Source organism: Tsuneonella flava (genome assembly GCF_002870965.1).
Taxonomy (GTDB): domain Bacteria; phylum Pseudomonadota; class Alphaproteobacteria; order Sphingomonadales; family Sphingomonadaceae; genus Tsuneonella; species Tsuneonella flava.
Genome location: NZ_PHSO01000002.1, coordinates 144,896 through 165,027 on the forward strand (window position 1 = coordinate 144,896; position 20,132 = coordinate 165,027).

Consider the following 20,132-nt stretch of genomic DNA (forward strand, 5'->3'; position numbering starts at 1 on the left):
AGAACAAAACGGGAACTATTTGAAAACCAACTGCCTCATTTCCTGATCGCAGCGCTGCAAAATGGCGCTTCTTGCCCAGCTGCGTTCTGCCTTGATCCGCGCAGCCCGCCCCAGACGTGCGCGGCGATCCGGATCGTTCAACAAGTTAGCGATGGCATTGGCAAAGGCCGCAGCATCGCCGGGCGGAACGACTACGCCTGCCCCGCTCACCTCGTCGGCAATTCCGGTGCCGGGGTCTGCAGTGGCCACCACCGGCCGCCCCGAAGCAAACATGTTGGCCAGCTTCGACGGTAGAACCAGATCCGCAATTCCGGCGATCTGTGGCAACAGATGAACGCTGGCAAGGCCCAGCAAGTCTACCAGACGTTCGCGCGGTTGAAGATCGTGGAAGCAGACATTCGGCAAGTCGGCAGCACGGGATTCCAGCCGCGCGCGATCGGGACCGTTGCCGCAAATCACGAACTGAATATCGCTCCGTTGGCGCAATATCCGGGCGGCATCGACCACCAGATCGATCCCCTGTTTATTGGCGATATTGCCCGAATAGAGCGCGACATGCGGCGCGGAAATCTGCCACTCATCACGCAATGGTGAAGGCCGATCGAGCGGCCTTATCGCATCGATATCCGCCCAGTTCCGCAATTCGCGAATATGCTCCTTCGCAACGCCCTTCGCCGCCAGCTTGCGGCACATTTGCGGGGAAATTGTGCTGATAACATCGAAGCTTGTAAGCGCCCAGCGCTCGAACCGGCTGCCGACATTGAGCAGGAATCCGTCAGCCAGCAAACCGGTGGAGAGCGCCGCCTCCAGCTCGAAATCCTGTACGTGGAGCCACGATTTCGCCCCGGCCAATGCCGCTGCAAACCGCGCGACGGGCGCAGCGATGAGCGAGGGCGCGACCGCGACAACCAGATCGGGCCGCCGAACGATTGCGCGCGCCAGCATGGGCCACATTGCCGCAAGCGCAAAGCTGGCGTGATGCAGCACGCGCCTCATCCCGGTCGGTTGCCGCGGGACATAGTGCGGGCATCGCACGACTCTCACGCCATTTTCCACTGTCCGCCGCCACAGGTTGCGATGGCCTGCCGCGATGCGCCAATCGGGATAGTAGGGTTGCGCTGTTACCACCGTCACCCGATGGCCTGCGCGCGCCAGATGCTCCGCCCAGCCGGTTGAACAGGGGCCGATGCCGATTTGCTCAGGTGCATAATTCAAACTTAATATCAGTACCTTCATTGCCTTCGCGCCGCATTCGCGAGGAACCATTGGTATGTCGCGGCGATCCCGGCCCGCAGGGGCATCTGCGGGCGCCAGCCCATCTGCGCCAAAGTGCTGCTGTCCAACAGTTTTTGCGGTGTTCCATCGGGCTTATCCCGATCGGTTTCGATCCCTCCGTCAAACCCGATCTCGGCACAGACAAGCCGCGCGAGTTCGGCAATCGACACGTCCACGCCCGCTCCCACGTTGATGGGCCGTTCGCCGGTATAGTTCTGCAATAGGCACACACAGGCATCCGCCAGATCGTCGACATAGAGAAATTCGCGACGCGGAGTGCCGGTGCCCCAGATCGCGATCGCCTGTGCTCCGGCCACTTTCGCGTCATGCGCCTTGCGGATCAGAGCGGGTATCACATGGCTGTTTTCAAGGTCGAAATTGTCACCCGGACCGTAGAGGTTAGTCGGCATGGCAGCGATGAAATCGCACCCGTATTGCTGACGGTAGGCCTGGCACAATTTCACCCCGGCGATCTTGGCGATTGCGTACCACTGGTTAGTCGGCTCAAGCGCGCCGGTCAGCAACGCATCCTCGCTAATCGGCTGAGGCGAAAATTTCGGATAAATACAAGATGATCCGAGCAAGAGCAGCTTGCCCACCCCATGCTGTCGCGCGGCCTCCACCACATTCGCTTCGATCATCAGGTTGTCATATAGAAACGATGCGGGGAAACGCTGGTTGGCGAGGATACCGCCGACTTTTGCCGCCGCCAAAACCACGACATGCGGCCGATTTTCTGCAAACCAATCAAGCACTAGCGCCTGTTCGCGCAAGTCGCATGCGCGCGGTGCCGTAAGAATGGCGCACCCCTCGTGCTGCAAGCGCCTGACCAAAGCAGCACCGACCATCCCGACGTGTCCGGCAACATACACCCGCTTGCCCACAAGGTCGAAGACCGGCCGCGTCATACCGCCGCTTTCAGAGCGGGATTACGCTGCAAGGCACTGATATCCGCAGCAACCATTTCGCGCACAAGATCCCGCACCGAGGTTTCGGGCTCCCAGCCGAGCTGGCGGCGCGCCTTGGTCGCATCGCCAACCAGAATATCGACTTCTGTCGGGCGGAAATATCGCGGGTCCACTTCCACTCTGCATCGTCCGCTGGCGGTGCAAAAGCCCTTTTCATCAATCCCTTCCCCTTCCCACCGCAAGTCGATCCCGGCATCGGCGAAGGCCCATTCCACAAATTGCCGCACCGAAGTCGTTTCCCCCGTTGCCAGCACATAATCGTCAGGCTCTTCCTGCTGAAGAATAGCCCACATTCCCTGGACATAGTCGCGCGCATGGCCCCAATCGCGACGCGCAGCGAGGTTTCCGAGATAGAGCCTGTCCTGTCGGCCCAGCTTGATGGCCGCGGCGGCGCGGGTGACCTTGCGGGTGACGAAAGTTTCACCGCGCATCGGGCTTTCATGGTTGAACAGGATGCCGTTCGACGCATGAATTCCATATGCTTCCCGGTAGTTTACGGTGATCCAATAGGCATAGAGCTTGGCCACGGCATACGGGCTGCGCGGGTAAAACGGAGTGGTTTCCCGCTGCGGAATTTCCTGCACCTTTCCATAGAGTTCCGATGTCGATGCCTGATAGAACCGGGTTTTCCGCCCCAACCCCAGAATGCGGATCGCTTCCAACAGCCTCAGCACTCCGGTCGCGTCGGAATTCGCCGTATATTCAGGCACTTCAAAGCTGACGGCCACATGGCTTTGCGCGGCGAGATTGTAGATTTCGTCGGGCTGCACCTGCTGGATTATGCTCATCAGATTGGCGCTGTCGGTAAGGTCCCCATAATGAAGGATTAATTGCGGATCGAGTTCGTGCGGATCCTGGTAGAGTTCCTCTATCCGGCCGGTGTTAAACGACGAGGATCTGCGTTTTAAACCATGGACTTGATACCCCCTCCCGAGCAGATATTTCGCGAGGTAGGCACCATCTTGACCGGTAACACCCGTTATTAGCGCCGTTTTACCCACACAACCCCTTACACTTCACTACCATCGATGAATCGCGAATGATCAGGGTGACATATAAATCATGTCACACAAGTGTAGGATTGAATTCAGGAATCACATTTCAATATTTAATTGACTGTATTGCCATCATACGCCTGTATTCAATAAAACAATTGTCGACGACAAGCGGAAATCAAATTATTTGTTAACCAAACGCCTCTGATGCGCCCGCTCAAAACAATTCAGGGCATGTCTGGCGAAAGAAAGTCAGCCCCATCCCGCACCGATCCGCCCCGGCAAAGTCCGGCTGAGCGACGCAAGCCCCGCGCTATGGCAACAGGTCGGCAAGCAGTTCGGCCAGTCGCACGATATCGGTCCGATCCACATTGCGCGTGATCGAGATACGCAGACGCCCGGTGCCGGGGGGCACCGTCGGCGGTCTGATGCCGCGCACATCCAGTCCGGCATCCTGCAACGCCCCGGCGATAGCCATCGTCTGCCGGTCGTCGCCCACGATCAGCGGCACGATATGCCCCCCGCCCAATGCGCCCAGTGGTTCGAGCAATTGCGCGGCCAGTCGGACATTCGCCGCCAGTTCGGCGCGCAGATAGTCCGACCGTCCGACAAACAGCAGCGTTTCATGCACCAGTTGTGCGATAAAGGGCGATGGCGCGGTCGAGAAGATGAAACCCCGCCCGCGGTTGACGAGGAATTCGCTCACCACCGCCGGGGCGCAAACCAGCGCCCCTTCGCACCCCAGCGCCTTGCCACAGGTATGTACGCTGATCACATTGTCGCGCCTCGGCAGATCGGCCGAAAGGCCCCGCCCCATCGGGCCAAGCACACCGGTCGCGTGGGCTTCGTCGATCACCAGAACGGCATCGTATCTTTCCGCGATCACAGCCAGATCGGCCAGCGGCGCGCTATCGCCATCCATGCTGTACACAGATTCCACGCCAATCCAGATGCGCCCTTCGGGATGATCGCGCCGCCATGCGCGCGCGGCACTCTCGAACGCAGAGGCATCGTTGTGCGCCACAACGCAATGTTCGGCGCGCGTGACACGCAGGCCATCATGGATGCTGGCGTGGATCAGTTCGTCGCACACGATCAGATCGCCGGTCTGCGGCAAAGTGGCAAACAGCGCGGAATTGGCGGCAAAGCCGCTCGACAGGAACAGCGCGGATTCACTAGCGAAGAATTCCGCAGCAAACCGTTCCAACGCGACATGTTCGGAGCAATTCCCTCGTAACAAGCGCGAACCGCCCGATCCCACAGGCACCCCGTCTGCAACAATGTCGCGGGCGATCCGGTTCAGTTCATCGGATGCCGCAAGGCCAAGATAATCGTTGGAGGAAAAGTCCGTTCCGCTTTTAGGGGACAGCGTACGATATCGCCCGATCTGTCTGAGGTGAGCCAGGTCGGCCCGCTGCCGCGCGAACAGATCGGACCGATGCGACGGCTGGGCACCATTTGCACCATCGGGAGCCGTTGAAATCCGCTCTTCATCCGCCATGCGATCAGGCCCCCTTCCGCGATTGCTATCGTCGTTCCGAGGGCTCCATGGCAGAGCAACCCGGCAAATACCACGCCCCCCGAAGCCATCCACTCCGCGATCTCGCCCGGCGCGCCGGGGCCAGCGTTTCTTCGCCAGGACGGATCAGAACCAGAAATGGAGGTCGACGACATAATTCGTCACGCTCGGATCTTCGCCCGCAGCACGGGCATAGTCGGCGCTCCCGCCCGCCTTCCATTCCTGTTCAATGCCGACATCTGGGGCAAATTCGCGCGTGAATTCGTAGTGCAGGCGCAACCCGGCTTCTGCCGAATCCAGCCCCGCGCCGCCCCCCAGTTCGAAGAAATGACCGTGCAGATGGATCGGGTGCGCCACCATCGTGTCGTTGACCAGCTTGACCCGCCCCCCCGCTGTCGTCGAAGTGATCTGAACTGCCGGGGAGAAAACGAACCGCCCGCCTTCGCCCCAGTAGTGCCTATTCGCCGGGGGTATTCGCAGGGGCGGCTTCAAAGCCCCCGCCCAGCGCGACAAACAACGTCGCGCGGTTTTGCAGCCACGCCCGCTGTGTCGCCAGCAACTGCTGGCGGGAGGCCAGCAAATTGCGCTGCGCGTCAAGCACCTCCAGATAATCGGCCACCCCTTCGCGATTTCGCAGAGTGGCGATGCGCGTGAGATGCTGTTGCGCGGCAACAGCCTGTTCCAGCACGGCAATCTGTTCAGCGAGGTAGCGCCGCCCGGCCAAGGCGTCAGCGACTTCGCGGAAAGCCCCTTGCACAGTGCGATCGTAAACTGCGACCTGTTCGACTTCCAACGCGCGGGCGAGATCGAGATTGGCCTCGCGTGCGCCCCAGTCGAAGATTGGCAAACTGATCTTCGGCCCGAACGACCAGCCGAAACCGTCGCTGGAAAACAATCCGTCGAGGCTGCTCGATGCAAAACCCGCGTTACCGGTCAGCGAGATGTTGGGGAAGAAGGCCGCACGCGCCGCACCGATATCGGCGCGGGCCGCGCGCAGGTTCTCTTCCGCAGCAATGATGTCGGGACGCAGGAGCAACAGATCCGATGGCATCCCCGGATCCAGCCGACGATCGTCACCCTGTGCCGCCAGCGAAAGCCCATCGGGCATCTCTGCCGGTATGCGACCGCCGACCAGCACGGCCAGCTGATTTTCCAGCCGGGCAGCCGCCAGACGCTGAGCCGCCAGATCCTGCCGGGCCTGCGTCAGCAGGGTTTCCGCCTGCCGATAGGGCAAAGCCGAAATGACACCTTGATCGAGCCGCAAGCGAGCCAGACGCAAACCCTCTTCGCGGCTTTCAGCGGTTGCCTGTGCAAGAGCGATCTGTTCGCGAGCTTCGACCAAAGCGAAGTAGGTGTTGGCCGTGTCAGCGATCAGCGAAAGGTAGAATGCCCGCTGCGCCGCGACACTTGCCAGATACCGCGCGCGTGCGGCCTCGCTCATATTCGCAATCCGACCCCAGAAATCGATTTCATAAGCGCTAACGCCTACGCCGACCGAAAACCGGTTGCCGGTGACAGCTGTCACATCATCGGCGGTTGCCCCGCTTTGCACCTGGCTGCGTGCACGCGTGCCGCTGGCATCGGCGACAGCCGTCGGCAGGCGACGACTATCCTCGATCCGGTAGCGCGCCCGCGCCTGTTCGATTCGCGCGGTTGCAGCGATCAGATCGCGATTGTTCTGCAAGGCCGTTGCAATCAGCATTTCCAATCGCGGATCGGCGAACCAGTCGCGATAGGAAAGCTGCGAAGCGACCACCTCACCATCGGGCCGGTATTCGGGATCGAACGCGGGCGCGGTCGCCGCCGACGGGCGAGTGTGTTCAGGCGCCAGGTTTACACAGCCAGCCAGCGCGCTGGAGGATAGCGCAAGCGCGATCAGGGTTCTGACGGGACGGTTCATCGCGCGGGCTCCCCTTTGCTGTTGGATGCTGGTGGTTCGGTGTCGGACTCGTCCAGATGCCCGACGGCTGCCGGCTGCTTGCGGCTGATCTTCCGCCGCACCAGCAGGTAGAGCATGGGGATCAGGAAGATGCCCAGCACGGTTGCAGCGATCATGCCGCCCATCACACCCGTGCCGACCGCGATGCGGCTGGCCGCGCCTGCGCCACTTGCCAGCACCAGCGGGACCATGCCCATGGTAAAGGCGAGCGAGGTCATGATGATCGGCCGCAGTCGCAATTTGGCAGCTGCCTTAACCGCATCGATCCGCCTGAGGCCGCGCTCCTCTTCCTCGATCGCGAATTCGACGATCAGGATCGCGTTCTTCGCGGCAAGGCCGATGATAGTGATCAGGCCAACGTTGAAATAGACGTCCGCCGAGAGACCACGCAGCATCGAGAACAGCACCGCGCCCAGCACGCCCATCGGGACGATCAGAAGCACCGCCAGCGGCACCGCCCAGCTTTCGTAGAGCGCAGCCAGCACCAGGAACACGACCACCACCGACAGGCCGAGCAGGAGCCCGATCTGACCGCCGGCCTGCTTTTCCTCGTAGGAAATGCCGGTCCATTCGTAACCGATACCCTGAGGCAGCTGGTTAGCCATCTCTTCCATCGCCGTCAGTGCGGCGCCCGAGGATTTACCCGGCGCGGCCATGCCCGAGAGGGTCATCGCGGGATACCCGTTATAGCGCGACAGGCTGGCGGGTGACGCAGACCAGTCCGCCTTGGCAAAGGCGCTGAAGGGCACAAGTTCACCCTTCGCATTGGGAATGCGTAGCGCCAGCACTTCGTCGGGTGTCATGCGATAAGGCGCGTCTGCCTGTACGAGGACTTGCAACACACGGCCATTGCGGTTGAAGTCGTTGGCGTAGGCCGAACCGAACGTGATCGACAGCGCCGCATTCACGTCGTTCAACGACAGGCCGAGCGCGCGCGCCTGAACCCGATCGATGTCGATCTTGACCTCTGGGCTTGGCCCCTGGTCCTCGGGCCGCAGATTGGCGATGACATCGCTTTGCGACGCCATGCCCAGCAATTGGTCGCGCGCAGCGGTCAGCGCCTCGCGGCCCAGCCCGGCACGGTCCTGCAGCTTGAGCGAAAAGCCGGTCGCCTCGCCCAGAGACTGGATTGCAGGCGGCTGGATCACGAAAGACAGCGCCCCTTCGATCTGGTTGAACCGGGCCGTGGCGTCCGCCAGTATGGCGCTGGCGCTGCTGCCTGCTTCGGTCCGTTCTTTCCACGGCTTGAAAGTAGTGAACATAATCGCCTGATTCTGCCCCTGACCGAAGAAGCTGAATCCGCGCACGACGACGAGTTTTTCGACCTCTTTGCGCCCCAGCCAGTAGTCGGAGATTTGGTCGAGCGACTCCTCGGTCCGTTCGCGGGTGGCCCCCGGAGGTGCCTGCACCGCAGTGATCAGGTACCCCTGATCTTCGTCCGGCAGGAAGGCAGTCGGCAGGCGCATGAACAACAGCACCGTGACGAGAGCCAGCGCGAGGAATACCGCGAATGCGCGCATCGGGCGCGACAGGATGCGATCATTGGCACGCCCGTACTTGTCCTGCATACGTGCGAACCAGCGATTGAACCCGGCGAAGAAGCGGGCAGACTTGCCCCGCGCACGCGCCAGCAGGCCACGCCAGCCGGGCTGCGCCTCGGCCTCTTCATCCACCTCTACTTCGGCGGAATGATCGTGCCCTTTCTCGATCGGCTTAAGGAAGGTCGCGCACAGTGCCGGGGTCAGCGACAGGGCGAGAAGCGCGGAGAAGAAGATCGAAACAGAGAGCGTGACCGAGAACTGGCGATAGATTCCGCCTGTCGACCCGGGGAAGAACGCCATCGGGATGAACACCGCGACCAGCACAAGCGTGATCCCGATGATCGCGCCGCTGATCTGCCCCATCGCCTTGCGTGTCGCCTGCAACGGGGGCAAGCCTTCGTCGCGCATGATCCGCTCGACATTCTCGATCACCACGATCGCGTCGTCGACCAGGATACCGATCGCCAGCACCATACCGAACAGCGACAGAACGTTGATCGAAAAACCGAACAGCCACAGACCAAGGCAAGCCCCAGCCAGCGCAATCGGCACAACCAGCGTCGGGATCAGGGTTGCACGCCAGTTCTGCAGAAACAGGAACATGACAAGGAAGACGAGGAACATAGCCTCGACCAGTGTCTTCACCACTTCCTCGACCGACGCATCGACGAATGGCGTCGTGTCGTAGGGAATCGACCAGACAACACCGTCAGGCAGCGAGGGCGCGATCTCGGCCAGGCGTTCCTTCACGCCTTCCGCCGCAGCGAGCGCATTGGCACCGGTCCCCAGCTGGATCGCCATCCCGGCCATCGGCTGTCGGTTAAGAGTGGTGTCGTATGCATAAGTCTGCGCGCCGAGTTCGACCCGCGCGACGTCGCCCAGCCGCACCACCGCTGCACCATTGCTGGCACGCAGGATGATATTCTTGAACTCCTCGACCGTGCTGAAACGGCCATCGGTGGAGATCGTCGCGGTAATCTCTTGCCCGTTGGTCGTCGGCTGCGCGCCGATCGAACCACCGGCCGTCTGCGCGTTCTGTTCGCGCACCGCGGCGAGAACCTCGCTAGGCGACAGGTTATAGGAAGCGAGCGCGTCGGGATCGAGCCAGATACGCATAGCGTATTCCGATCCGAACACCAGCACATCGCCTACGCCCGGCACGCGGCGCAACTCGTCCGCCACTTGCGTTGCAGCTATATTGCCAAGATCGGTCGGGCTCTGGGCGCCCCCTTCCGATGTCAACGCGACGATCATCAGGAAGGTGTCATCGGCCTGCCGCATGGTGATGCCCTGTCGACGAACCTCTTCGGGCAGCCGCGCTTCGACCGTGCTCAACCGGTTCTGAACTTCGGTCTGAGCGATATCGATATTGGTCCCGGCTTCGAAGGTCAGCGTAATGCTTGCTGTGCCGTTCGAAAGGCTGGACGAGGACATGTAGAGAAAGCCCTCGACCCCGTTGAGCTGCTGCTCGATCACCTGAGTGACGTTCTCTTCCAGGGTCTTGGCATCGGCACCGGGATAGACCACGCTGATAGTCAACGAGGGGGGGGCGACTTCGGGATATTGCTCGACGGGCAGCGCGCGCAGAGCGAGGAACCCAGCCAGCAGAATGCCGAGCGAAACGACCCAGGCGAAGATGGGTCTGTCGATGAAAAAGCGTGCCATGATTTATTTGGCTCCGCTGGTGCGTGCGGGTTGCTTGGCGGCGGGCTTGGCCGCAGGCTTGCTGCCCGTCTGGGTCTTGGCGATTTGCACCGGGGCACCGGGGCGCAGTTTTTGCAGATTGCTGGTGATGACTACATCGCCCACGGACAAGCCGCGCTTCACGATCCAGAATCCGTCGAACATCTCGCCCAGTTCGATCGGGCGAATTTGCGCTTTACCATCCTTGCCAATCACGAAAACCGACGCGCTATCCTCGCTCAGCGAGACGGCGCGCTGGGGCACCGCGATGCCATCCGCCCGATTGCCCGCCACGATCCTGGCGCGGACGAATTCACCGGGCAGCAACAGACGTTGCGGGTTGTCGAATATCGCGCGCAAACCGATAGTGCCGGTTTGCGCATCGACCGACAGCCCCTGGAAATCGATAGTACCCGTGCCGGGGTAATCTGTCCCGTCGCTGAAGGTCAGCGATACAGGCATACTGCCACCGTCCGCCGTTTTGATTTCACCCGCTGCTACGGCACGGCGCAGAGCCATGACCTCGCTCGCGGACTGAGCGAAACTGACATAGACGCGCGAAATCTGTTCGATCCGGGTGAGCAAAGTGCCTTCACCCTGAGTTACCAGCGCACCTTCTGTGACCTCGGCACGGCCCGCACGGCCGGCGATCGGTGCCCGCACGGTCGTATACCCGAGCTGGAGCGAAGCGCCGCGTAGCTGCTGCTGCAATTGCGCGACATTAGCGTCGGCCGCGCGCGCGGCTGCCAGCGCCGCATCGTATTCCTGCCGACTGATGGCGTTTTCGCCGACCAGAGGTTCGTAGCGGCGCACGACCGCCCGGGCATTGGTCGCCGTGGCACGGGCTTGCTGAAGCGCCGCTGCGGTCTGCGAATAGCTGGCCTGCATTTCGCGCGGGTCGATGCGGAACAAGGGCTGGCCCGCGGCCACATCGCTACCTTCGCGGAAAGATCGTGCCTGTACGATGCCGGTCACCCGAGCGCGCACTTCCGCAGTCCTGAACGCTTCGACCCTGCCCGGGAGTTCGATCACATATGGGACGGAACGCGCAGCGATAGTGACAGCCTGAACCGGCACGGCAGCTGGTGCGGGCGCCTCCTCTGCAGCAGAGCAGGCAGCTAGGGCGAGGCTGGCCAGCAGGCCAGCAAACGGTCGAATCATGGAGAGAAACTTTCAGTCAGGTCTTGTGCAGGTGCGAAGGTGTAATAGCCATTACACGATTGCATCGCAAGCACCTTTGAGAGAAGTTGTTTACCTATGATTACAGACACCCTCTGCTGCCGCCTCGATCAACGCCGCCGTGCATTCATCGACGCGGCACGCGCCCTGTTCATCGAACAGGGATACGAACGCACGACTCTGGGGAGCATTGTGGAGCTTGCCGGAGGCTCTCTGGCGACCCTTTACAAACTGTTCGGGAACAAGGACGGATTGCTTGAGGCAGTGGTGTTCGACCATTCGGCAATAAGCGAGAGTTTGAGCCGCAGACTTGCCTCTATGCGTAGCAACCCGCAAGAAACTCTGCCCCTCATCGCAGCCGACCTGCGAGAGCAATTACTCGATCCCGAATTCCTCGCCCTTGCGCGGATCGTTATGACCCGCTGCATTGAGGATCAGGCATTCGCTAAGAAATTCTTTGATCAGACAGCTACCCGAAAGCGCGACGATCTCGTCGAGATGTTTGCCCAATGGCAACAGGACGGGGCCGAACTAACTGCCAGCCCCGAAGTGCTGGCCGACATGTTTCTCGACGTGATCGCCAGCGATATGCACAGCGACGCCATCAGTCACAGCACAGAAATCGTCCATTCCCCGGAGCGCACAAACGCACGCCTGCAGATATTTATGAAAGGCGCAGGGCTCGACAAACTGGTTCGAAAGTAACCCTCTCGGATCGTGAGGAAAGCCTCACGCGACAGCAATCTTTCGACTTACGACAATAATTTCTGCATCTGGACGCAAGCCGGGTCAATTACGGACGCTTGTCACGAGGCCGAAAAGGTCGGGATGGATCTTGAGCCCAGCGCATTCGCTCCTGCCTGAACGCTCATGCGACCGGCAGCTTAGCTCATCGGCTTGAGCAGCGGCAGAGATCTGTTGGGGCCAGTCACCGTCTCGTACCCGAAAGCTCGCTCGATGATTGCCAACTGCGCGGTACGACAGGCCTTCAACGTACAAGACCCTGAAATCGCCAAGCTGCTGTCGGATATGCTCGGCACGGCCATGGTGCGAATGCATTCGGACGGCCAAAGCTCGCCGCTGCCCTTTAACATCGTGGCGGGCTCATTTCATTCAGGCGCGTTCGAAGGCGCCCGCCCGCTTATGACCACGGGCGAAATCCTCACCATGAAAGACAGAGAGCAACTGATTTTCGTGCAAGGCCTCCCTGCCTTCCGCGCCCGCAAAATGCGCTATTTCGACTGGTGGGAGCGGCGAATGAAACGTCGAGCTGCGATTAGTAACGATCATTGATCATGGACCGCTGCCCAGCGTCAGCATCATCAAGCTGACCGCGTAACTCGGGTGCCAGACTTGCGGCGAGCGCCTTTGCACGCTTCTTTGCTCTGCCCGAAACAACGATCAAAACAGCGCTTCCTATCGACATTGCCAATAGAACGAGCGTCCATGAACCGACAGATTCTTGGGCCTCGGTAGAATAGCGCAACGCCATCTCCGAGGTCTGGTTCATTTTATAGAGGAACAATAGCCAGCCTAACCCCGTGACCACACTCACGATGGTAGCAACCTTCTTGGCTTTGGCATGGCGCTCCATCGCACCCTTCCATTGCTCGAATTTCAGATCAGCACTATTGCCATTAGCCAAAGATATTCTCCTCAAAATCCAATGTGCATGGTCTTGGGATGACGTTCCTTCAGGCGAAGTCATTCCAATGAATTCTGATCAATTGCCTGCTTATGTTCAGCGCTTCGGACTCCGCTGAAGTCATCTATTGCGGGGGGTTGAAGCGTAGGTTCACTTCATTGCGACCCATTTCCGTCATGGTCGCCTCCATGCCGCTGTCATTTGTGTAGATTATTTGCGGCCGACCCCGAGCTGTATCGACATACTGGTTTGCGAGCAGGGCGCCTCGCATCGCAGTCCGAAATTTCTGTTGCTCTTCATCGCTTTCGATCCCGCCCATCTTGAACATGTATTCGTACAATTCTTCGTAGGCCAAGGGATGAGAATGCTTGCTCATCTCGAAGACAACCGTTCCCGGCCGCGCCTGTGCTGACCCGCCGGTGATGAGGGTGATACCGTACGGCTCTTCGGAGGAAATCCTGCCTACGCACACGGACGCCTCGGCACCGTCAAACTCGCCACTGCGGCCCGTCTGGCTGGTGAGCCCATCCGAACATCCGCGTTTCACCTGCTGAAATTCGGAAAGCAGTTGAAGCTGACGGTCAACATCGGGGTAACTGCCCCTGGCATCGCCGCAACCACTCAACCCGGCGACCACGACCATCACACAGCCTATCCAACCAAACTTCTTCACTGTCACCTCCCGGTTGCGCGCTTTCACATAAGATTCAGAGAATGCGCCTCACCTAGTAAATGAGGATTAGGGCGCAATGGACTCCTTGTCCTACTGCCGGCTGCAGTCTCCACAATGTCCTTGGAGGCTACGCGCATGGTCTCGGAATTGATCTCCGAGCCATCGCTATCAATGATGGCCAGCGTAACCAGCTTGGGTTCATCGGCTGTGTTGCGAACGCTGATTTCCGTCTGGTCGAACATTCCAGGCTGAGTAGTCATCTCCACGTCAGAGCATCCATCCGACAACGCGCCGCAGGAAGCCAAATTCAGGCCCGCCATCGGGACAGTTTTCGACCGTGCAATTGTGAACATCACGCCTCCGCACGTTAAATGTTTCTGCATCAGGCTATGCAGTTCACTCATATGCTAGTCGAACGCTTCGGCTCGGTTAAACCTATAAAAAGATTAAGGCTGGCGGAAATGACGTGCCCGCATCAGGTATTTAGTCTTGGAACCGCTCCAATCAGCCCGTAATGATAGGCCTTTGGAATGATCTCGCGATTGAGGCTGCATCCCAGCTTGCTACGCAACTGTTTCAGGTGGAACGAGACCGTCACTTCAGAGACACCCAGCCGTTCGGCGATCTGTTTGTTCGACAGCCCACCCCATAGCGCCATAAGCAAGTCATATTGCCGAGATGAAATTTTCAGTTCGTCCAGTGCAATCCTTTGTCGCCGCTCGGGATGTAGTCGCCCATATGCGATCGAATAGATTATATAAAGCAGAGGCACACGTTCATTCAAAAAGGTCGAGAAATCGTGCGCCGACATCATGTCGGTTCCGATAGCGATCCCGCCATCAACGATCCCGTCACCGTTCTTATGGGAAAAGCCTATCGCCCTTTCCATGCCCGCGTCTTTGGCTTCCGCAATGAGTTGCTTGCCCTTAGTCGACCATTGGAGAGGTTGCCGCTCGTCGGCACCAAGCATCAGCGCGGGGATGTCGCTCTCCAGGACATGCGGTATCAAGGCATCTTCGGGGCCATAATCCTGCGCGGTGTAATGCTCTACCCAACCGTTGCGAAAGTTTTCGATGAAGACCGGGTTTTCGTATGTCTCGGTATTCGGAAAAACAGTGTAGTTGACCACATTGAAGCCAAGCGTGCGCAGCGTATCGGTTAGACAATCCCACTTTTGATCGAAACTATCAGCAGCTTCCATGCGACTAATGTAGTCAACCAGTAACTTCTGCATTCTCTGCTTTCAACGCCAGTCGGACCATGTGGACCACTGGCACCTCCCAATCACAACTCTCAGTACAAAGAAAAAGCAGAAATCTCCCGCTGCATCAAGGTATTCGGCTGAGTGCTGCAATTCGGATTTTTGGTGATTGCCGAGACGCCCAACTCAACGGTCCAGATAGTCAAGCCCCTGCGTGCGATTGCAGTCTCTCTCTCCCGCTCGCGTTCTCGCTTGCGTTCCAGATAGCGACGGCGCGCGCGCAGTAATTCCATCTTTCTATCTTCAGCGAGATTGCTGGCGATGATGGCTTTGTCGTCTGTCTCTGTTGAGTACCGGCAAGTTCGGGAAGGCAGCAGTAGCCGCTGGTCCAAATTGCTCCAAAAGGGAAGAAGGCACCCGTGCCAGTCAACACTTTTAAAGCCAATAAGCGATACGCAAAGCGACTGAAGCCACCGTTGCTTCTACAGATCGCCGATCGCGAACGTTGCTGAAATGTAGATGTGCCCAACGACATGATCGTGAGGAAAGCTTGCGTTGGATTGTTGCGTCTTGCTGTGCATGGTGGTCCAAATTTGGTCTAAAAACGAAAAAAGGGCCTAGCTAATCCAGCTAAGCCCTTGTTTTATTTGGTTGCGGGGGTTGGATTTGAACCAACGACCTTCAGGTTATGAGCCTGACGAGCTACCGGACTGCTCCACCCCGCGGCACCGATCGCCTCGAATTGAGACGAAAAGAGGGCCTCAAGGGCCCTCCAAAAAGGGCATAAAGCCCTGACAAGTGAATGGGTTTACCGCGCACCCGCCGGCTACAATGCCTGGCGACGACCTACTCTTCCAATGCTTAAGCATTAGTACCATCGGCGCAGTCTGGTTTCACGGCCGAGTTCGAGATGGGATCGGGTGGGTCACAGACGCTATGGCCACCAAGCAATGAAGCAGGCGGATGCGGGTTTAAATCGATGCACCATACTCTCCAACAGAGAGCTATTGGGCGTTATCCGACTGGAGAAATCCTCCAATATCGCGGACAGCGCAGGGCTGTCGTTGATGGTGGGATTCAACAAGCGCGAAAAGAACTATTAGGACCGGTTAGCTACACGCATTACTGCGCTTCCACACCCGGCCTATCAACGTCATGGTCTATGACGGTTCGAAGATACCTTATCTTAAGGGAGGCTTCCCGCTTAGATGCTTTCAGCGGTTATCCCGTCCGTACATAGCTACCCTGCGGCACCCTTGGCAGGATGACAGGTACACCAGAGGTACGTTCACCCCGGTCCTCTCGTACTAGGGGCAACTCCTTTCAAGTATCGACGCCCACGGCAGATAGGGACCAAACTGTCTCGCGACGTTCTGAACCCAGCTCACGTACCACTTTAATTGGCGAACAGCCAAACCCTTGGGACCTGCTCCAGCCCCAGGATGTGATGAGCCGACATCGAGGTGCCAAACGATTCCGTCGATATGAGCTCTTGGGAATCATCAGCCTGTTATCCCCGGCGTACCTTTTATCCGTTGAGCGATGGCCCTTCCACGAGGGACCACCGGATCACTATGACCGACTTTCGTCTCTGCTCGACTCGTCAGTCTCGCAGTCAGGCAGGCTTATGCCATTGCACTCTTGCAGACGGTTTCCAACCGTCCTGAGCCTACCATCGCGCGCCTCCGTTACTCTTTAGGAGGCGACCGCCCCAGTCAAACTACCCGCCACAGAGGGTCCCTACACCGGATAACGGTGCGAGGTTAGACATCAGAAAACAGCAGGGTGGTATTTCACCTATGGCTCCACTCGGACTGGCGCCCAAGTTTCAAAGCCTCCCACCTATGCTACACAACTCTTTCCTAATGCCACTCTGAAGCTGCAGTAAAGGTGCACGGGGTCTTTCCGTCTAACCGCGGGTACTCCGCATCTTCACGGAGAATTCAATTTCGCTGAGCATATCCTGGAGACAGTGGGGAAGTCGTTACGCCATTCGTGCAGGTCGGAACTTACCCGACAAGGAATTTCGCTACCTTAGGACCGTTATAGTTACGGCCGCCGTTTACTCGGGCTTCAATTCGGAGCTTGCACTCCTCCTCTTAACCTTCGAGCACCGGGCAGGCGTCAGACCCTATACGTCGTCTTGAAGCCGACTTAGCAGAGTCCTGTGTTTTTGCTAAACAGTCGCTACCCCCTGGCCTGTGCCCCCCACCAAAAGTTGCCTTAAGATGGGGCCTCCTTCTTCCGAAGGTACGGAGGCAATTTGCCGAGTTCCTTCAGGATACTTCTCTCAAGCGCCTTGGTATACTCTACCTGACCACCTGTGTCGGTTTCGGGTACGGTCTATATGGAGAGGCTATTTCCTGGAACCGCTTGGCTGCCCGTTCAATCCAATAAGAACGAACAACTTCCACGATCCGTCACACATCTCCAGGCCCACGAATATTAACGTGGTTCCCATCGACTACCCCCTTCGGGCTCGTCTTAGGGGCCGGCTCACCCTGCGCCGATTAGCGTTGCGCAGGAACCCTTGGTCTTTCGGCGACAGGGCATCTCACCCTGTTTGTCGCTACTCATGTCAGCATTCTCACTTCCGATACGTCCACCGTCGGTTACCCTTCGGCTTCGCTCGCTTACGGAACGCTCCGCTACCGCTGCAGTAAACTGCAACCCTAAGCTTCGGTGCATCACTTTAGCCCCGATACATCTTCGCCGCAGGAACCCTTATTTAGACCAGTGAGCTGTTACGCTTTCTTTAAAGGATGGCTGCTTCTAAGCCAACCTCCTGGTTGTTTTGGGATTCCCACATGCTTTCCCACTTAGTGATGACTTGGGGACCTTAGCTGTAGGTTAGGGCTGTTTCCCTTTTGACGACGGACCTTAGCACCCGCCGTCTGTCTGCCGGATAAGACTCGATGGTATTCGGAGTTTGGTTAGGTTTGGTACCGCTCGCGCAGCCCTAGCCCATCCAGTGCTCTACCCCCATCGGCATACGTCCGACGCTCTACCTCAATAGATTTCGCGGAGAACCAGCTATTTCCCGGCTTGATTGGCCTTTCACCCCTAAACACAGCTCATCCGAGAATTTTTCAACATTCACCGGTTCGGTCCTCCAGTGCGTGTTACCGCACCTTCAACCTGGCCATGCCTAGATCGCCGGGGTTCGGGTCTAATGCATCATACTCTGTCGCCCTATTCAGACTCGCTTTCGCTGCGCCTACACCTAACGGCTTAAGCTTGCATGATACACTAAGTCACTGACCCATTATGCAAGAGGTACGCTGTCACCCCCTATGGGGCTCCAACTGCTTGTAAGCATCCGGTTTCAGGTACTGTTTCACTCCCCTAATCGGGGTGCTTTTCACCTTTCCCTCACGGTACTGTGTTCGCTATCGGTCATGTACGAGTATTTAGGCTTGGAGGGTGGTCCCCCCATGTTCAGACAGGATTTCACGTGTCCCGCCCTACTCAAGTCTTCATTCATCACTTTCGCATACGGGGCTATCACCCGCTATGGCCACTCTTTCCAAAGTGTTCTGCTAGTTGAAAATGAAGCACTGGCCTGGTCCCGGTTCGCTCGCCACTACTACGGGAATCTCTGTTGATGTCTTTTCCTCCGGGTACTGAGATGTTTCAGTTCCCCGGGTTCGCTTCACCAAAGCTATATATTCACTTCGGTGATACCCTATCCACCTCTTTCCGACCCCCAAAAGGGATCGAAAGGAAATGGTGAGGGTGGGTTTCCCCATTCGGAAATCGCCGGATCAAAGTTTGCTCACAACTCCCCGACGCTTATCGCAGCGTGCCACGTCCTTCTTCGCCTGTACATGCCAAGGCATCCACCAAATGCTCTTACCTCACGCTTGAGAATCCACACCATCAACGACAGGCCTGCATAAAGCACAGTCGCCTCACGATGATGCGGAGGAATTATCTCAGCCAGATAATCAATTTGATTGATTTGTGATGATATCAGTCACTCTGATCGTAATCAGTATGACGATACCGCCACGGCATCGATTTAAAAACCCATTCACAATGTCAAAGATCGCAGGCAGCAAATCCACCCACTACCGACCGAAGCCGGATAGTTTTTCGTTTCATCCTGGAGAAATCGCACACACTCGAAAGTGTACCGCGCGGCTGGTGGAGCCTATCGGGATCGAACCGATGACCCCCTGCTTGCAAAGCAGGTGCTCTCCCAGCTGAGCTAAGGCCCCTAATGCCAGCGCGGTGCGGAATGGTGGGCCTGAGAAGATTTGAACTTCTGACCTCACCCTTATCAGGGGTGCGCTCTAACCAACTGAGCTACAGGCCCAATCCGCTGCCCAGCTGGCCGTAAGGCCGCGGGCGGCGTGAGCCAGCTCAGGCGTCATGCCACAGGCCAAGCCTGAGGCAATCTCCAGTGATGAAAGGACATGAGGACGACGGCAATGTTCTTTGGAAAGGACGAAGCACTTTCCGACGCGAGGTCGGACGCTTTCGGCCATATCCTTAGAAAGGAGGTGATCCAGCCGCAGGTTCCCCTACGGCTACCTTGTTACGACTTCACCCCAGTCGCTGATCCCACCGTGGCTCGCTGCCTCCTAAAAGGTTAGCGCACGATCTTCGGGTGAAACCAACTCCCATGGTGTGACGGGCGGTGTGTACAAGGCCTGGGAACGTATTCACCGCGGCATGCTGATCCGCGATTACTAGCGATTCCGCCTTCATGCCCTCGAGTTGCAGAGGACAATCCGAACTGAGACGACTTTTGGAGATTAGCTCACCCTTGCGGGATAGCTGCCCACTGTCATCGCCATTGTAGCACGTGTGTAGCCCAGCCTGTAAGGGCCATGAGGACTTGACGTCATCCCCACCTTCCTCCGGCTTATCACCGGCAGTTTCCTTAAAGTGCCCAACTAAATGATGGCAACTAAGGATGAGGGTTGCGCTCGTTGCGGGACTTAACCCAACATCTCACGACACGAGCTGACGACAGCCATGCAGCACCTGTCACTGGTCCAGCCGAACTGAAGGAAAAGATCTCTCTAATCCGCGACCAGGATGTCAAAGGCTGGTAAGGTTCTGCGCGTTGCTTCGAATTAAACCACATGCTCCACCGCTTGTGCAGGCCCCCGTCAATTCCTTTGAGTTTTAATCTTGCGACCGTACTCCCCAGGCGGATAACTTAATGCGTTAGCTGCGCCACCCAAGTTCCATGAACCCGGACAGCTAGTTATCATCGTTTACGGCGTGGACTACCAGGGTATCTAATCCTGTTTGCTCCCCACGCTTTCGCACCTCAGCGTCAATACCTGTCCAGCGAGTCGCCTTCGCCACTGGTGTTCTTCCGAATATCTACGAATTTCACCTCTACACTCGGAATTCCACTCGCCTCTCCAGGATTCTAGCCATCCAGTTTCAAGGGCAGTTCCGGGGTTGAGCCCCGGGATTTCACCCCTGACTTGAAAAGCCGCCTACGTGCGCTTTACGCCCAGTAATTCCGAACAACGCTAGCTCCCTCCGTATTAC

General features: G+C 58.2%; 15 protein-coding genes, 3 tRNA genes and 3 rRNA genes. 2 read left to right on the forward strand and 19 right to left on the reverse strand.

Translation table 11 applies throughout. The features are described from left to right. Window positions 1–15: 15 nt before the first annotated feature. From CV013_RS02505 to CV013_RS02540, 8 genes are all read right to left on the reverse strand, one after another. Window positions 16–1,236: a WcaI family glycosyltransferase gene (locus tag CV013_RS02505; RefSeq protein ID WP_102153693.1), complete on the reverse strand. Its 1,221-nt coding sequence runs from the start codon at window positions 1,234–1,236 to the stop codon at window positions 16–18. Further along, window positions 1,233–2,183 (reverse strand): GDP-L-fucose synthase family protein, encoded by a 951-nt coding sequence (locus tag CV013_RS02510; RefSeq protein WP_102153694.1) that lies wholly within the window; start codon window positions 2,181–2,183, stop codon window positions 1,233–1,235. The genes CV013_RS02505 and CV013_RS02510 overlap by 4 nt, the downstream gene beginning before the upstream one ends. Further along, complete coding sequence (gene gmd / locus CV013_RS02515; protein WP_102153695.1) at window positions 2,180–3,244, reverse strand: GDP-mannose 4,6-dehydratase; 1,065 nt, start codon at window positions 3,242–3,244, stop codon at window positions 2,180–2,182. The genes CV013_RS02510 and gmd overlap by 4 nt, the downstream gene beginning before the upstream one ends. A 307-nt stretch (window positions 3,245–3,551) precedes the next feature. Continuing rightward, entirely contained in the window at window positions 3,552–4,739 is a 1,188-nt protein-coding gene (locus CV013_RS02520) for an 8-amino-7-oxononanoate synthase (protein ID WP_102153696.1), read from the reverse strand. A gap of 144 nt (window positions 4,740–4,883) precedes the next feature. Further along, window positions 4,884–5,270, reverse strand: coding sequence for a copper resistance protein B (locus CV013_RS15920; RefSeq protein WP_328587408.1), 387 nt, complete (start codon window positions 5,268–5,270; stop codon window positions 4,884–4,886). After that, the gene (locus CV013_RS02530; protein WP_102153698.1) at window positions 5,215–6,657 is read right to left on the reverse strand and encodes an efflux transporter outer membrane subunit; all 1,443 of its coding nucleotides are present in this window, start codon (window positions 6,655–6,657) and stop codon (window positions 5,215–5,217) included. Before CV013_RS02530 ends, CV013_RS15920 begins: the two co-directional genes overlap by 56 nt. Next, window positions 6,654–9,902: an efflux RND transporter permease subunit gene (locus tag CV013_RS02535; protein ID WP_102153699.1), complete on the reverse strand. Its 3,249-nt coding sequence runs from the start codon at window positions 9,900–9,902 to the stop codon at window positions 6,654–6,656. The genes CV013_RS02530 and CV013_RS02535 overlap by 4 nt, the downstream gene beginning before the upstream one ends. Window positions 9,903–9,905: 3 nt before the next feature. Next, the gene (locus tag CV013_RS02540; RefSeq protein WP_223805334.1) at window positions 9,906–11,081 is read right to left on the reverse strand and encodes an efflux RND transporter periplasmic adaptor subunit; all 1,176 of its coding nucleotides are present in this window, start codon (window positions 11,079–11,081) and stop codon (window positions 9,906–9,908) included. A gap of 96 nt (window positions 11,082–11,177) precedes the next feature. On the opposite strand from CV013_RS02540, the gene CV013_RS02545 reads away from it, so the two are divergent. Further along, window positions 11,178–11,804, forward strand: coding sequence for a TetR/AcrR family transcriptional regulator (locus CV013_RS02545; protein ID WP_102153700.1), 627 nt, complete (start codon window positions 11,178–11,180; stop codon window positions 11,802–11,804). Window positions 11,805–12,056: 252 nt separating this feature from the next. Further along, on the forward strand, window positions 12,057–12,392 hold the full coding sequence (locus tag CV013_RS02550; RefSeq protein WP_102153701.1) for a type IV secretory system conjugative DNA transfer family protein: 336 nt from the start codon (window positions 12,057–12,059) through the stop codon (window positions 12,390–12,392). Here the strand turns inward: CV013_RS02550 and CV013_RS02555 are convergent. The 11 genes from CV013_RS02555 to CV013_RS02600 all read right to left on the reverse strand — a co-directional run. Beyond that, on the reverse strand, window positions 12,376–12,744 hold the full coding sequence (locus tag CV013_RS02555; RefSeq protein ID WP_102153702.1) for a hypothetical protein: 369 nt from the start codon (window positions 12,742–12,744) through the stop codon (window positions 12,376–12,378). The genes CV013_RS02550 and CV013_RS02555 overlap by 17 nt on opposite strands. A 124-nt stretch (window positions 12,745–12,868) precedes the next feature. Continuing rightward, the gene (locus CV013_RS02560) at window positions 12,869–13,417 is read right to left on the reverse strand and encodes a hypothetical protein (protein ID WP_123639981.1); all 549 of its coding nucleotides are present in this window, start codon (window positions 13,415–13,417) and stop codon (window positions 12,869–12,871) included. Window positions 13,418–13,440: 23 nt separating this feature from the next. Then, the gene (locus tag CV013_RS02565) at window positions 13,441–13,821 is read right to left on the reverse strand and encodes a hypothetical protein (protein WP_123639980.1); all 381 of its coding nucleotides are present in this window, start codon (window positions 13,819–13,821) and stop codon (window positions 13,441–13,443) included. A gap of 71 nt (window positions 13,822–13,892) precedes the next feature. Beyond that, a complete protein-coding gene (locus CV013_RS02570) occupies window positions 13,893–14,651 on the reverse strand; it encodes a helix-turn-helix transcriptional regulator (protein WP_102153705.1) in 759 nt (252 codons plus the stop codon). A gap of 59 nt (window positions 14,652–14,710) precedes the next feature. Then, the gene (locus CV013_RS15495) at window positions 14,711–15,010 is read right to left on the reverse strand and encodes a hypothetical protein (protein ID WP_123639979.1); all 300 of its coding nucleotides are present in this window, start codon (window positions 15,008–15,010) and stop codon (window positions 14,711–14,713) included. Between the two features lie 256 nt (window positions 15,011–15,266). Then, a tRNA-Met gene (locus tag CV013_RS02575) sits at window positions 15,267–15,343 on the reverse strand. Window positions 15,344–15,451: 108 nt separating this feature from the next. Then, window positions 15,452–15,566 (reverse strand): 5S ribosomal RNA (gene rrf, locus CV013_RS02580). 131 nt (window positions 15,567–15,697) lie between these two features. Further along, window positions 15,698–18,484, reverse strand: a 23S ribosomal RNA gene (locus tag CV013_RS02585). A 278-nt stretch (window positions 18,485–18,762) separates the two neighbouring features. Then, window positions 18,763–18,838 (reverse strand) — tRNA-Ala (locus CV013_RS02590). Window positions 18,839–18,859: 21 nt separating this feature from the next. Further along, a tRNA-Ile gene (locus CV013_RS02595) sits at window positions 18,860–18,936 on the reverse strand. Window positions 18,937–19,116: 180 nt separating this feature from the next. Continuing rightward, window positions 19,117–20,132, reverse strand: a 16S ribosomal RNA gene (locus CV013_RS02600); the annotation flags it as partial.